This is a genomic window from Limihaloglobus sulfuriphilus (assembly GCF_001999965.1).
Lineage (GTDB): Bacteria > Planctomycetota > Phycisphaerae > Sedimentisphaerales > Sedimentisphaeraceae > Limihaloglobus > Limihaloglobus sulfuriphilus.
Genome location: NZ_CP019646.1, coordinates 649,551 through 662,787, shown reverse-complemented (window position 1 = coordinate 662,787; position 13,237 = coordinate 649,551). Strand labels below are relative to the sequence as shown.

The window sequence follows — 13,237 nt, the reverse complement described above, 5'->3', positions numbered from 1 at the left end:
CGGATCGAGTATATCATACGGTGAGCTCGGAAAATCTTTATGTATTGCCATTTACAACCCTGATTTATATTGCACTACAATTTAATATCTGTTATCATATTTTTGCGTCGTGACTGCGTCCAACTGCAGGATCAGGGTTTTGCTCTGACACGGCGTCTTTTTTCAAGGGGCTAAAAGTCGTCTGTTTGCAGTTATGATCGGGATATCCTTACCTGCAAAGTCGCCGTCATCTGTAACAAGTGTCAATCCCTCCCTTTTACATAAAGCTGTAATCATTTGATCATTAAAGTCGGAATTTCCTTGCCCAAATTCGGTTAAAATCTTATCTATATCTACTGTTTCAAAACCGGTTTTTATACGGTTGCAAAGACTTAATATTCGCCTCGTATCAGATGCAATATCCCGGGCAACCGCTTTGAAACCAGAACTGTTTCTAAAAGATTTGAAGTTGCAAAATTGGTTTTGTTGTTTAATTTGATTGAACTTCATTCTCGCATAAGTATTAATAAACTCTGATACAATCATAACATCAATATATATCTGGCATTTTGCCGTCAATGCATTAGACAAAATCCGAGAATATTTTCTGACCTGAGGTTTACGTGGAGATGACGGGCCGTAATTGAAAATCCAGACATTGGTGTCAACAATCAATTTATCCTGTGCAGAAAACTCATAACTCTCAGCTTCTATTACATTACTGGACATTCTAATCTTCCTCCATCGCTTCACGGTTTGCCTTATCAAAGCCGTCAGGGTCTTTAAAATACAGCTTGGCAGTTTCAACCACTCTTTTCAACAGAGCCATATCGTCCGGCTGCATATCCTGTACCTTTAGCAGATTTCTTATCTGTTCTTCAGAGTAACTGCCGTACAACTGGCCAATTGCCGCATTTAAGAAGGCGGATGTCAGGGTATCGATATTGCCAAACGAAAGTTTAACTTCAACACCATTAGAAAAAGCCTGATCGAGCCTTTCGTAAACTTTTTCACCATCTCCAGATGCAACGCATAAGGGGCTGCCGACTATTTCAAATATTGATAATTCAATTTGTTTTTCCATTTGTATCACCTTAAAATATATCGTTTTCTGTTATTCTATTTTCACAAGCAAGCTGATAGGAATGTGTATCGGCTGTGTTGATCTCTATATTAACAACCGTTCCGGGAAAAACATCATTTATTCTTTTTTTGGTAACGTTTCTGTTCTCTCTTCTCCAGTAGCCTGCATCGGATAAAATTTGAATATTTCCGCCATTGTGGTCAACAAATTCGCAGAGCAGTTTTAAACCCAGGCCGCCGGGTATGTTACCTCTTTTTGTCGTATTATGCTCCCGGGTCGCCCAGTCGATGGCATCCTCGGCCGGGAAGTCAAAGCCTTTGATCTCTTTTACATTACCCCTGATACCAATACCCAAATCTGCTACTGAAAAGTTCAAACGGCTGCCTCTTGGATAAAATTGCCCGCAGCTGAAAACGCCATATTTAGTTTGGGAGTGAAGCACGGCGTTACTGAATATCTCGAAGATGCTCTCACGAAATTTTTTCAGCAGGCCTGCCGACATTTTTGGGATTTCACTGCGATGTATCAGCTCTTTTTCGATGTAACCGGCAAAATAACGGTCATCTTTAACGTCGAATCGCTGATAAGTAATAGTGGTTCCCCATGTATCAGCAAATCTGTTACGCCCGTAATGACTCAAAAAACCATTCTTAGAAAGGATTATCTCAACATTTTCACTGATATTATTCAGTTTAACAGTATTGAGTCTTTCTCCAAGGCGGTAGAGAATGGCCCCAAACGCCGCGCACATATCCGCATCAAACCAGGTTGTCAATTTCATGTCTATATCTATAGTTTCCAGCCATAATTCCTCTGTTTGGCTTTTCAGGAACACTAAAGCCTCAAACCCAAATTGATTGTGGCGTATATCAGGCAGCTCTATCCTCATACACCCACCTCGATAACCTGAAACGGCAGAACGACATTGCATACCTGGCTGGTCTTGCCGTTCCAGACAAGCTCAACCTCACGTTTATCGCCAAAGAGCAGAAACCGGAATCTATCATCGAGGGGCTTTCCCTTTTCCAGACACTCGAGCACCTCTCTCTTTTCCGCTTCTGTCAGTTCAATTTTAGCCATTATCCGCCCTTATGTACCTGTTAATCCTGTTTGAAATACTACTTAAATGTAAACGAAACAATAGCAGAGGTTTATCTTTTTTTCAAGGATAATCTGCGACAGACCATACATTTTGTCTGCGACAAAAACGCTAAAGGCAATAATTACAGTGCTTTGGAGTGCACGCGACAACGAGCGCAGCGAGGCGGCGCCGCTTTTTTTTGTTATTTGAGCGTTATGTGATAGGTTCAGCGGTGTTTTCGTTAGAACAGCGGCTTTAAAGAGGTGCCGCGCTACCGCCGCACAAAGAAAAATGCAAGCCTGTGTTCTTTTTGTTTCGTTTATGTTTCTTTTGATTCCAATTCATCTTGAATCAGTCAAAAACAGTTGACAATTGGCTGTTGCCGCCTACTATGTATGAAGATTGGAAACAAATTGTTTTGTAAAGGAAAACACTATGGAAGAAACAATCATAAAACGTTCAATGAAAGTTATCGAGCGTTCCTCATGCACTGAAGAAGAGTACCGGGATTTTCTTGTCAATTCTTACGGCTTAATGAAAGACTGCGGCCATTATCTGGCACCTGATGAAGATATCAATTCGCTTGAGCTGGCGCATCTTATCCCGGAGGTTGCCGAAACCGCCCTGGCGATTTATGTCGGCATAAACGATGCGGTCTGCAACAAGGGCCTGGTAACCCCGCTGCTGCCGATGCACGGGCATAACAACGTTTTCGTATTTGATCCGCAGGTGTACAGCGGCGGCGACAACGTGCCGGCGGGCACCATCGACGCGCACGCGGTTTTGAGCGGTTTTGAGCCGCCAAACGAAACATGGAAAGGCGACTGGACATACGTCATGATAGAAGACCCCTCCAGAACTTTCACAAGCCTCTGGCAGGAAAAGGGATACATTGACATGATTCCGGGCAAGTTTGAAGATTTCACGATGCTCAGCGACCACAACAAGAGCCGGCTGTGTACGTTTATATCTCCCAAAGCGTTTGAGCATCCGGTGAACGCATCGCGGCCGTACCTCAAAGCGGCCCGCCAACGCGGCGAAAAACTCGCCAGAGAGCTCCAGATGCCCGAGCTGATAAAAGATGAATTTGACGGCCTCGTTCCGGTTGCCCTGCAAAAGGGTGAAAAACTCTATGTAGCAACAACGGATTTCGGCCCCTGCGCTCACGGCTGGTGCAACTCTCACCCGGACAATGAGCATCTGGCTGTAGTGAACGAGAACTCTGCGGTGCCGCTTGATCTGGTGATCGCCAAGCCGCCGGTTGACCCCAAATACGCCGGCTCACTCGTTCCGCCCAAGGGCAGCGCCGACATGACAACCGACTGGTTCAGACGCGGCAGCATGATTGTAAGAGAGCCGATACTTCAGGGACTGTTCAAAGGATAACCCGTTAGTATGACTGAAAAGAACAAAAGTGTAATGGTCGCCGGGCATATATGCCTGGACATAACCCCGAAGTTTCCGGACTCGCTCAGCGGCGGTTTCAATGATATATTCGCCCCGGGCAAGCTGATAAATGTCGGCGAGGCGGTCATAGGCACCGGCGGAGCAGTCTCAAACACCGGCCTTACGATGGCAAAGCTCGGGCTTGACGTAAAACTCAACGGCAAAATCGGAGATGATGCCTTCGGCTCAATGATCCAGGATATAGTCGGCAGAGACCGTTCAAAATCGTTCAGCATTGTGCCCGGACAGAGCAGCTCATACTCGATAGTGATCGCACCTCCCGGCCTGGACAGGATGTTTCTGCATAATCCGGCTACTAACGACACGTTTACGCTCGATGATATCGACTATGACGCACTCAAAGACTGCTGGCTTTTCCATTTTGGTTATCCGCCGCTGATGAAACGCATGTACCAAGACGGCGGCAGCCAGACGGCGAAAATGTTCAAGAAAGCCAAAGACTGCGGCGTGATTACAAGCCTTGATATGACTCTGCCCGACCCGGACAGTGATTCAGGGCGTATCGACTGGCGTGAGATGCTCAAAAACACCCTGCCGTATGTCGATATATTCCTGCCAAGCGTGGAGGAAACGGCGTTCATGCTGGACAAGGAGCTGTTTTACCAGCGAAAAAAAGATGCGGGCGACTCCGATCCGGTTCTGGCATACAGCGCCGCGGACTGCGAGTATCTCACCGGAACTCTGATTGATATGGGCGTAAGTATCGCCGCGGTCAAAAAAGGTATTGACGGCTATTACCTCCAGACGGCAGACAAAATCAAGATTAAGGGCATAGACTCCGCGGCGTGGCAGTCGCGGCAGATATGGTGCCCGTCGTACTTCTGCCCAAAAGAAGAATTCGCCTCGGCAACCGGCGCCGGCGATTCAACGATAGGCGGCTTTCTAACAGCGATACTCTACGGACTCGAACCGGTTGACACGCTGCGGACAGCTAACATACTGGCATACCAGAACATAAGGTCGATGGACACGCTAAGCGGAATAAAAGATTGGCAAACGACAATCAAGATGGCAAGAGACACGGAGCTTGAATTCAATAAGGTTTGCATAAATGAAAACGGTTGGCAGTTCGATGAAAAAACAAACATGTGGCACGGCCCGCGGGACAGCAGAAAAACGTCATAACCCGCCGCGGCTTAGACCACGCTGAACGGTTTTTCTTCGAATGCTTAATGAAAGGATAAAAACCATGGACTATAAGGACAGGATAATAAATCACAACCAGCTCGGCGGCATTGAGACATATGTCGTTGACAACGGCCCGGGACGCGGCAGCCGCGTTGCATGGGTAAATACCGGCTCGGGGCTTCGGTTTAAGGTCAGCATTGACCGCGGGCTGGATATTGTTGAGGCTTTCTACGGCAAATACAGCCTCTCATGGCTCAGCTTTGTCGGCACTGCGGCGCCGCGGCCCGACAGTGACCGCGGGCTAAACTGGCTCTCGACTTTCCCCGGAGGACTGGTTACAACCTGCGGGCTAAGCCATGCCGGCGCACCGGACGAAGATGAGAGCGGACAACGCGGCCTGCACGGGAAATACAGCAACAGTGCCGCCGAGGTAACAAGCATCATTCAGCCCGAGCTAACCGACGCTGAGCCGCAGATGAGTATCAGCGGGATAGTCCGCGAAGCACGGGTTTTCGGACCAAATCTCGAGATGCAGCGGACGATATCATGCAAACTGCTTAAGCCGCAGATAGTTATAACCGACAGGGTCATCAACCGCGGCAACAGCTCCTCGCCGCACATGCTGCTGTATCACTGCAATTTCGGCTGGCCGCTGGTTGACCAGGGAACACAAATACTCTACAAGGGCAAGTGCAGATCCCGCGGCATGGATTTCGACGATGCCGTATTCAACGAAAACAACGACTACCGGACGTGCTCGGCCCCGATCGACGCTCACAGCGGCAGCGGCGAGGCGTGCGGATTTATCGATTCAACGCCGGATGATGACGGGCTCTGCAGGACAGGTCTGTTCAACGACAAGCTCTCTCTTGGAGCGATGATTACATACGATGCGAAACAGCTGCCCTGCCTGGCGAACTGGCAGCACTGGGGACGCGGCGAATACGTTACCGGCCTGGAACCGGCGACAAACTTCCCCACAGGACAGGTAAAGGCCAGAGAAGAGGGCAAACTGATAATGCTCGAACCCGGCGAAACAAGGAATTACAAATTAGTTATAGACATAACAGAAAAATAAACGGAAATTTATGAAACACATCTTTACAGGATTCGGCTTCGGGCCGATACAGAGCGGGCTCTTCGCGGCAGAAGCATTCAAGACCGGACGTTTTGACAGGATAGTCATAGCAGAGATAGACCAGACACTCGTTGACGCGGTGAGGGCTTCCGGCGGCACCTACAAAGTAAACGTTGCAGGCAGCGACAGGGTCTATACCATGACAATCGAAGGTATAGAAATCTACAATCCCGGCGATGATGCGGACAGGCAAAAGCTGGTTGAGGCTTTGAGCGTATCCACCGAGATCGCGACCTCACTGCCGAGCGTCAATTTCTACGATATGGGCGAAAATTCCGTAGCACGGCTGATTGCCGCGGGGCTGAAAAACTCCTCCGCAGAGGCAACAATCATCTACACGGCGGAGAACAACAACCACGCCGCGGAGATACTCACCGAAAAAGTCGGAGCCTATACCGACATTGACACCTCACGTGTTAAATTCCTAAACACCGTTATCGGCAAGATGAGCCAGGTAACAAATGACCCGGCGCTGATAAAGTCCGAAGGCCTTGCAACCATCGCAGAGGGTTTCATGCGGGCGTTTCTTGTCGAAGAGTTCAACCGGATACTCGTAACAAAGGCGAGTATCGATGGTTTCACTCCGGGTATCGATGTTTTCATGGAAAAAGACGATCTGCTGCCGTTTGAAGAGGCAAAGCTCTACGGACACAACGCCATACATGCGATGCTGGGGTATCTGGCAATGGAGGCGGGCCTTGAAACGATGGATCAGCTGCGAAGCCGGCCGGACCTGATGGAAATAGCCAGAAAGGCATTTATAGATGAATCCGGCGGGGCATTGGTCCAGAAATACAAATCGCTTGGCGACACGCTGTTTACACCGGCAGGCTATACCGATTATGCTGATGACCTGCTGGCAAGAATGACAAATCCGTTCCTGCGTGATTCCGCCGCCCGCGCCGGCAGAGACCCTGTACGCAAACTCGGCTACAGCGACCGGATATTTGGCACTATACGCCTTGCCGACCAGTACGGCATCAAGGCAGCCAACCTCTCACGCGGCGCAAAAGCGGGCCTGAAGTACCTGCTAAACACGCCGGATGAGAACAAACTGCCGGATGAATTGAGATTTTCTCCTGATGAGCTGAATCTTGATAAAATCAGCAAGCTCCTCGCGTGGCTCTGGAAAGACGAGCCGGTAGATGACCTGGATAAATACGCTAAAATGGTTCTATGGTAAAATAATTTTTCACAAAAAAACCTTCATTCTGCGTAGTAAAATGATTTTGCACTTCCACGCGGGCAATGAAAATGTTTTATGCTTGATTTAGGCTATATGAATTGTATAGTATGTTTATACTAAATTAAACTAATAAAACGTGAGGCATATCATGAAAAGAAGAAACTTTATTAAAACCGCTGGAGCGGTTACAGCTGGTGTAATGTTTAAAGGCTCCGAAATTTCGGCCATGTCATCAAGAAAAGCAAATATACCGGCAAAGGAGATAACCAGTATGGTAAAACTCGGCAAAACAGACCTTAACGTTTCCAGGATAGGCTTCGGCGGCATTGTTGTTATGAATGCCGAACCTGAGACAGCCGCGAATGCAGTAAAATTCGCAATAGAAAAGGGCATCAATTACTTTGATGTTGCCCCCTCTTACGGCAATGCCGAAGAAAAGCTGGGCCCTGCGCTGGCACCGTACAGAAAAGATGTGTATCTTGCTTGCAAATCACATCTTAGAGACGCCAAAGGTACAAAAAAACTGCTTGATGAATCACTGGAGAAACTCCAGACTGACCATTTCGATGTTTATCAGCTTCACGGAATTACTGATGTAGAGAAAGACGTAAAAGCCTCTTTTGCTAAGGGCGGCGCAATGGAAACAATACTCGAGGCCAAAAAGAACGGAATCATACGATATGTAGGTTTTTCCGCGCATACGCCCGAGGCCGCGTTGGCCGCAATGGATCTGTACGACTTCGACACGATCATGTACCCCGTGAATTTCTGCACGCATTTTAACAGCCGCCACGAGGAAGCAGCTCTTGCTGAGGCAAAAAAACGCGGCATGGGTATCATAGCACTCAAAACAATGGCCTGGCAGAAATGGCAAAACGATGAGGATAAAAAGAAATATCCAAAATGCTGGTATATGCCGCTTGATGACCCCGAAAAAGCCAGACTTGCCCTTAGCTGGACTCTGGAACAGGGCGCAAATATAGCTATCCCGCCCGGAGAAGAAGCACTGTTCAGGCTGTGTGTGTCAAATCTGCCCAGAGCCGGCAAACTATCTGCCCAGGAAACGAAGATTCTTTCAGACCTGGCGGCAGAAAGTGAGCCGATCTTTACAGCTTAGCGGTTATTGTGATTTTTCACGTGAGAAAAATGTGTCCCGTATTTCACGGTTAATCCTCACGCTGCACCAGTCGCGGCCGCACATAGTACAGTAATCAACATCTTCGGCAGACATTCGGCTTTCTTTGCCTGCCTCTTCGTGCATTCTTCTGGCTGTTACCGGATCAAGGGATGAATCTATCTGTTTGTCCCATTCAAGATTGGCCCTTGCCTTGCTGATGGCCAGATCCCTGTCAGCGGCTCCGGGGAAACCTCTGGCGACATCCGCGGCGTGTGCAGCGATTCTGGCAGCCATAACACCCTGCCGGACATCATCATCGCCCGGCAGGCCAAGATGTTCCCTCGGCGTGACATAGCACAGGAATGAAGCGCCGTAATAACCGGCGGCTGTACCGCCTATCGCTGAAGTTATATGGTCATAACCCGGGGCAATATCCGTAACCAGCGGGCCTAAAACATAAAACGGCGCGCCCTGGCATATCTCGTCCTGAATCCGCATATTTTCTTCTATCTGGTTGAACGGCACATGACCGGGCCCCTCGACCATAACCTGGCAGCCGTTTTCCCACGAACGCTGTGTAAGTTCTCCAAGCGTACGGAGTTCTGCGATTTGAGCCTCGTCTGTTGCGTCAGCGCCGCAACCGGGTCTGAGCCCATCACCAAGTGAAAAACAGACATCATAATCACGCATCACCGCGCAGATATCGTCGAATAACTCATACATAATATTCTGACGGTTATGCGAAAGCATCCATTTAGACATCAGAGCTCCGCCGCGGCTGACAATGCCGCAAACCCTGGACTCAAGCAGCGGCAGATGCTCACGAAGCAGACCGGCATGTATCGTGAAGAAGTCAACACCCTGCTTGGCCTGGCGTTCGATTATCTCCATTATTACAGCAGGTGTTATATCGTCAACATCGCGTCCCTGTATCGCCTCGTATATGGGCACTGTGCCAAAAGGAACTTCACATTCACTTATCAGCCGTTTGCGGGTTTCATCGAGGTCGCCTCCGGTGCTCAAATCCATAACAGCATCTGCGCCGTAACTAATAGCTGTTTTCATCTTCTTGACTTCATCGTCAAGAGACGAGCTGACACTGCTCATACCGATATTAGCATTGACCTTGATGGCGGCCGCCCTTCCAATGGCTTTTGGCTTAAGATTCCACGCAAGGTGCATCTTGTTAGCGGGAATCACCAGCCGGCCGGCGGCAAGCTCCTTTTGAACGGTTTCAATAGATATATTCTCTGTGTCTGCAACGAATTGCATTACTTCGTTAGTATCGCCCCTGCGGGCGGCTTCAAGTTGTGTTGCCATGATAATTCAGCTCCGTTATTGTAAGCTATCAAAATAAAAAACGCTCCCGATAATGAACGGAAGCGTTTTAATTTCGTTTAAACTCGCTTCCCTACGCAGTTTATACCGAAACCGGCTCTGATCAGGTTCCAAGGGTATTTCTCAGGCTCTAAGGCCACCCCCAGCGTTAAGAGGCTATTTTAATCATATCCAAAGATATTACAATCAAAATCCCTGAGAATGTAATAATTAATAATTCCGGCGGCATTGAAAATTTTTTATGCGGGTTAATATAAGACTCACTTAAAGGCGATTCTCCCGGCCTCACTCGCCGCCGCGAAGAATATCCCGAATGAGATTTGCCCTTAGATAATCCCTCTCTTCGCGGGTAAGCTGTTTGCCCAGACTCATTTGCAGGTGCGAAGGCAGAATAAAGAAGAAAAGACCGTTTACTCTTTCCAGCGATACCTCTGTAACCCTTCCAAGCAGAATCCCAAGCCTGAGCCGGCAAAGATGGCTCATCGCTTCAGCAGAGCTTATCATCCTGGCGTTTTTGAGTATAGCCAGTGCCCTGAATATTTTGTCATCCAGTATCGCAGGACGGCGGAGAAGCTCTTCGCGGGCTATCATTTCATACTTAACAATCTGAGGGATTATATTTTCTGTGAAATCATTTAAACAATCCTGCTCCGATATCCCCAGAGTCAGCTCATTTGAAACCTGGTACATATCTCCCATTGCTCCGCTGCCCTCACCCCAGAGACCCCGCAAAGCAAGTTTCATGGCCGAGGCGGATTTTTTTACCTTCTCCAGCTCTCCGGTCATTTTCAGGCCGGCAAGATGCAGCATAACCGAGATACGCAAACCGGTTCCCACATTTGTAGGACACGCAGTCAGATAGCCAAGCCTGCTGTCAAAGGCGTATTTTACCGATGACTCAATAAGATCATCAAGCCTGTCAATCCGCTTCCAGCAGGCATTAAGATTAAACCCGGGCGAGAAAGCCTGCAAACGTAGATGATCCTCTTCATTGACCATAATGCTGGTGAGCTCATTATCAGAGAGAAAAACACCTCTGGGCATCGAAGAAAAGGCCATTACGCTGGTTATGAGATTCCTCTCCACAAGGAAATTAACCTCAAGCTCAGTCATATTGTCTATGCGGAAGAATGACAGATTATGATTGGTTTTCTCGTCTATCACACAATAAAGCTGATTCAACAGCTCAAGCGAACTTTCACTGCTTAAAGTGGAAGAGAAATTATAACCTTTAATATTCCTGGCAAGGCGCACACGCGAGGATATCACAATCCCCGAATTCTGATCCGTCTGATCAAACCACCCGCAAGGTCCTGTACTCAATTCGTTTAGCTGCATGTCAGTGAATCAATCCTGTCCCTTAAGTCTGCGGCCAGCTCATACTCTTCAAGCTCTACAGCGTTGACAAGCTGCTGTTTGAGGAAAATAATAAGAGGCTTGCGGTCAACCTTGGAATCAAGATTGTGCGGTATCTTACCTTTATGAAAAGTGTTGCCATCCTGAAAGCGTGCAAGGCTTTTGCCTATAAACTGACTGAAAACAAAATAATCACTGGCACAGCCTAAAAGGAGGTCATTTTTCACACTGCTCTCATCAATACCGCAATCAGGGCAATGCAGGCCAATCTCGTCTGCACTTATCTCTTTGACCTCGGATAACTCCTGTGACGGTTCGCTCTCCTCAAGCTGTGCAAGAAGCTCGCCAAGAACCTTATCAAGTTCAAGCGACTCCTCAAGCTGAGAAGTAAATTTCGCGGCACATTTTATACAAAGATGCATCTCGGATTTTAAACCGTTAACCATCTTTACCAGATGTACCACAGCAGGGTTGTTATGGCAGCTTTGACATTTCATTTTCAAACTCACACTTGAGTATTAATATTAAAGCCGTAATCCTCAAGGGATTACAAACAACATTTCGATATAAAACATAAATATCGGCTTCGGCTCTATTCTTTATATATTACTGTACAGCCGGGAGCCTCTGTAAGTTCAATATAGTTTATTTTCAGGTCTGATTGCAACCTTTTTTTTAAATTTCTGTAAATATAACGGGATAGAATCTCGGTTGTCGGAATTTCACCCTCAAATACAGGGATATTATTTAAAACCTTACCCTCTAACGGACTCAAAGTATCCCTGATTAGTGATTGAGCCTGAGAAAATTCAATCGCAAAACCATTTTCGTCAAGTTTATCTGCCCCAAACGCCGCCTTGAGCCTCCATTCGTGGCTGTGCATATCCTCCATCAGCCCCCCCGCCGGCATACATACCGCGTGCGATGCCTGAAAAACGTATTCTATCAAAACCTCATACACTGTCACTGCCTCCTTGCGGGATTGATTTTATCTTTGAGCCTGGAGTAAACAAGCTCTGGAATCAGCTCGGAAACATCCCCGCCAAGCGTAGCAACTTCACGTATCATAGTCGAGCTGACAAAACCGTAACGCTCACTCGTCATTACAAATACCGTCTCGATGCCGGCTACCGCACGGTTGGTCATAGCAAGCTGAAATTCATACTGTACATCGGTCAGGTTACGCAGCCCTCTAAGCATTACCGTGGCCCCGGCCTGCCGGGCGTATTCCACTGTCAAGCCCGAATAACTCTCTACAGAAACGCGGCTCTGACCGGCAAATATCTCCCGTATCATTTCGACCCGCTCCTCCGCGGAAAAAAGCTCTGACTTTGCCTGGTTATCGCCGACCGAGATTACCAGCTCGTCAAACATTTTTAATCCGCGCATGGCGACGTCAATATGGCCGTTTGTTATAGGATCAAATGAACCTGGAAAGACCGCCTTAATATGATTTTTGTAACTCATGTTAATCCAACTGTAAATATCTATCGACTACAGGCCGATAATTCCGTAAATTCGAATGCCCGTTGTAAAACACATATTAAACAACAGAGTACACGAAAATATCTATTTATTAGTATTTTGACAGTTTTGTACAAAATTTCATGTCTTTTTTAATTTTTTTGGCTTTTTCTCGACTTTTTTCCTACTTTTTTAAAAAATTTTTTATTTTTCTCTTGTAAGACCATAGTCATAGATGGTATAAAGATTTAGGTAAGGTAAAACCTCTTTATTTAACTGTCTGGAACAGATTGAAAGCTTGGGTCAATTGAACAGAAGGCAAATAGTATTTATTTCTTTTATAGCAGCTATGACTGTAGGCAGTGCCGTTCTCTTGATTTTTGACACCCCCAGACCTCATCAGGGAATGCACGAATACAGCTTGACAAGTTACACACAGCTTGCAAGTGTAAGGAATGCCCTTTCCAGAAATCCCTCTGTAACAAAAACGGACTGGGAATATGTCGAAATATTCTACTCAAGAACATCTGCCGGAGATATGGGCACTGTGGCAATGTTCAACAATTCTTCGACAGAAAAAGACGCGAACCTTCACTTTGTTATCTGCAACGGCGAGAAAAACGGTGCGATACAAACCAGTGACCGATGGAGAAACCAGTACAGATGCCTCCAGGGGGATAACTGGTACGGCTCTCGTAAAACTATAAGAATATGTGTAATCGGCCACCCTATCAGGGCTCTTCCATCTGACACACAAATCAAACGCGCAGAAGACCTTGTGGAAACGCTTTGTAAAGAGTACGGGATTCCCAAGGTAAATGTCTCCTACCCGCAAGGCTGGAATTAAAGGCTCTGTTCATTTAACTGTGTAAACGGTCTTTTATCATTTTCTGCGGCTG

The 13,237-nt window shown here is 47.3% G+C and carries 15 protein-coding genes; 6 read left to right on the top strand and 9 right to left on the bottom strand.

Features of this window, described 5'->3' with window-relative positions; genetic code table 11:
• Nucleotides 1–162: 162 nt before the first annotated feature.
• From SMSP2_RS02580 to SMSP2_RS02565, 4 genes are read right to left on the bottom strand one after another with little or no spacing between them, the layout of a single operon-like run.
• Nucleotides 163–708: a type II toxin-antitoxin system VapC family toxin gene (locus tag SMSP2_RS02580; protein ID WP_146682465.1), complete on the bottom strand. Its 546-nt coding sequence runs from the start codon at nt 706–708 to the stop codon at nt 163–165.
• Between the two features lies 1 nt (nt 709).
• Nucleotides 710–1,063 carry an STAS-like domain-containing protein gene (locus tag SMSP2_RS02575; RefSeq protein ID WP_146682464.1) on the bottom strand — a complete coding sequence of 118 codons (354 nt, stop codon included), beginning with the start codon at nt 1,061–1,063 and terminating at the stop codon, nt 710–712.
• 10 nt (nt 1,064–1,073) lie between these two features.
• On the bottom strand, nt 1,074–1,952 hold the full coding sequence (locus SMSP2_RS02570) for a sensor histidine kinase (protein WP_146682463.1): 879 nt from the start codon (nt 1,950–1,952) through the stop codon (nt 1,074–1,076).
• Nucleotides 1,949–2,143 carry a hypothetical protein gene (locus SMSP2_RS02565; protein ID WP_186804812.1) on the bottom strand — a complete coding sequence of 65 codons (195 nt, stop codon included), beginning with the start codon at nt 2,141–2,143 and terminating at the stop codon, nt 1,949–1,951. The genes SMSP2_RS02570 and SMSP2_RS02565 overlap by 4 nt, the downstream gene beginning before the upstream one ends.
• 436 nt (nt 2,144–2,579) lie before the next feature.
• Here SMSP2_RS02565 and SMSP2_RS02560 point away from each other — a divergent pair, with 436 nt between their 5' ends.
• The 5 genes from SMSP2_RS02560 to SMSP2_RS02540 all read left to right on the top strand — a co-directional run bounded on the left by SMSP2_RS02560 (nt 2,580) and on the right by SMSP2_RS02540 (nt 8,180).
• Nucleotides 2,580–3,530 (top strand): hypothetical protein, encoded by a 951-nt coding sequence (locus tag SMSP2_RS02560; RefSeq protein WP_146682462.1) that lies wholly within the window; start codon nt 2,580–2,582, stop codon nt 3,528–3,530.
• Between the two features lie 9 nt (nt 3,531–3,539).
• Nucleotides 3,540–4,736, top strand: a complete 1,197-nt coding sequence (locus tag SMSP2_RS02555) for a carbohydrate kinase family protein (protein WP_146682461.1) — start codon at nt 3,540–3,542, stop codon at nt 4,734–4,736.
• Nucleotides 4,737–4,776: 40 nt separating this feature from the next.
• Nucleotides 4,777–5,817, top strand: a complete 1,041-nt coding sequence (locus SMSP2_RS02550; protein ID WP_146682460.1) for an aldose 1-epimerase family protein — start codon at nt 4,777–4,779, stop codon at nt 5,815–5,817.
• Between the two features lie 10 nt (nt 5,818–5,827).
• On the top strand, nt 5,828–7,060 hold the full coding sequence (locus tag SMSP2_RS02545) for a mannitol dehydrogenase family protein (protein WP_146682459.1): 1,233 nt from the start codon (nt 5,828–5,830) through the stop codon (nt 7,058–7,060).
• Between the two features lie 151 nt (nt 7,061–7,211).
• The gene (locus SMSP2_RS02540; RefSeq protein WP_146682458.1) at nt 7,212–8,180 is read left to right on the top strand and encodes an aldo/keto reductase; all 969 of its coding nucleotides are present in this window, start codon (nt 7,212–7,214) and stop codon (nt 8,178–8,180) included.
• A 3-nt stretch (nt 8,181–8,183) separates the two neighbouring features.
• Here SMSP2_RS02540 and thiC read toward each other — a convergent pair whose 3' ends face one another.
• The 5 genes from thiC to coaD form a co-directional block, all read right to left on the bottom strand.
• A complete protein-coding gene (thiC, locus tag SMSP2_RS02535) occupies nt 8,184–9,500 on the bottom strand; it encodes a phosphomethylpyrimidine synthase ThiC (RefSeq protein WP_146682457.1) in 1,317 nt (438 codons plus the stop codon).
• A gap of 303 nt (nt 9,501–9,803) precedes the next feature.
• Nucleotides 9,804–10,856, bottom strand: coding sequence for an ATP--guanido phosphotransferase (locus SMSP2_RS02530; RefSeq protein WP_146682456.1), 1,053 nt, complete (start codon nt 10,854–10,856; stop codon nt 9,804–9,806).
• The gene (locus SMSP2_RS02525) at nt 10,847–11,371 is read right to left on the bottom strand and encodes a UvrB/UvrC motif-containing protein (protein ID WP_237048857.1); all 525 of its coding nucleotides are present in this window, start codon (nt 11,369–11,371) and stop codon (nt 10,847–10,849) included. Before SMSP2_RS02525 ends, SMSP2_RS02530 begins: the two co-directional genes overlap by 10 nt.
• 95 nt (nt 11,372–11,466) lie before the next feature.
• A complete protein-coding gene (locus SMSP2_RS02520; protein WP_146682454.1) occupies nt 11,467–11,841 on the bottom strand; it encodes a 6-pyruvoyl trahydropterin synthase family protein in 375 nt (124 codons plus the stop codon).
• Nucleotides 11,838–12,341: a pantetheine-phosphate adenylyltransferase gene (coaD, locus tag SMSP2_RS02515; RefSeq protein ID WP_146682453.1), complete on the bottom strand. Its 504-nt coding sequence runs from the start codon at nt 12,339–12,341 to the stop codon at nt 11,838–11,840. The genes SMSP2_RS02520 and coaD overlap by 4 nt, the downstream gene beginning before the upstream one ends.
• 304 nt (nt 12,342–12,645) lie before the next feature.
• On the opposite strand from coaD, the gene SMSP2_RS02510 reads away from it, so the two are divergent.
• Entirely contained in the window at nt 12,646–13,185 is a 540-nt protein-coding gene (locus SMSP2_RS02510; RefSeq protein ID WP_146682452.1) for a peptidoglycan recognition protein family protein, read from the top strand.
• Nucleotides 13,186–13,237: the final 52 nt, after the last annotated feature.

Bases quoted from the DNA above. Each gene is read 5' to 3' on its own strand.
- SMSP2_RS02575 (WP_146682464.1), bottom strand. From the start codon at position 1,063: ATGGAAAAACAAATTGAATTATCAATATTTGAAATAGTCGGCAGCCCC.
- SMSP2_RS02530 (WP_146682456.1), bottom strand. From the start codon at position 10,856: ATGCAGCTAAACGAATTGAGTACAGGACCTTGCGGGTGGTTTGATCAG.
- thiC (WP_146682457.1), bottom strand. From the start codon at position 9,500: ATGGCAACACAACTTGAAGCCGCCCGCAGGGGCGATACTAACGAAGTA.
- SMSP2_RS02560 (WP_146682462.1), top strand. From the start codon at position 2,580: ATGGAAGAAACAATCATAAAACGTTCAATGAAAGTTATCGAGCGTTCC.
- SMSP2_RS02570 (WP_146682463.1), bottom strand. From the start codon at position 1,952: ATGAGGATAGAGCTGCCTGATATACGCCACAATCAATTTGGGTTTGAG.
- SMSP2_RS02550 (WP_146682460.1), top strand. From the start codon at position 4,777: ATGCTTAATGAAAGGATAAAAACCATGGACTATAAGGACAGGATAATA.
- SMSP2_RS02565 (WP_186804812.1), bottom strand. From the start codon at position 2,143: ATGGCTAAAATTGAACTGACAGAAGCGGAAAAGAGAGAGGTGCTCGAG.
- coaD (WP_146682453.1), bottom strand. From the start codon at position 12,341: ATGAGTTACAAAAATCATATTAAGGCGGTCTTTCCAGGTTCATTTGAT.
- SMSP2_RS02580 (WP_146682465.1), bottom strand. From the start codon at position 708: ATGTCCAGTAATGTAATAGAAGCTGAGAGTTATGAGTTTTCTGCACAG.
- SMSP2_RS02540 (WP_146682458.1), top strand. From the start codon at position 7,212: ATGAAAAGAAGAAACTTTATTAAAACCGCTGGAGCGGTTACAGCTGGT.
- SMSP2_RS02555 (WP_146682461.1), top strand. From the start codon at position 3,540: ATGACTGAAAAGAACAAAAGTGTAATGGTCGCCGGGCATATATGCCTG.
- SMSP2_RS02525 (WP_237048857.1), bottom strand. From the start codon at position 11,371: ATGAAATGTCAAAGCTGCCATAACAACCCTGCTGTGGTACATCTGGTA.
- SMSP2_RS02545 (WP_146682459.1), top strand. From the start codon at position 5,828: ATGAAACACATCTTTACAGGATTCGGCTTCGGGCCGATACAGAGCGGG.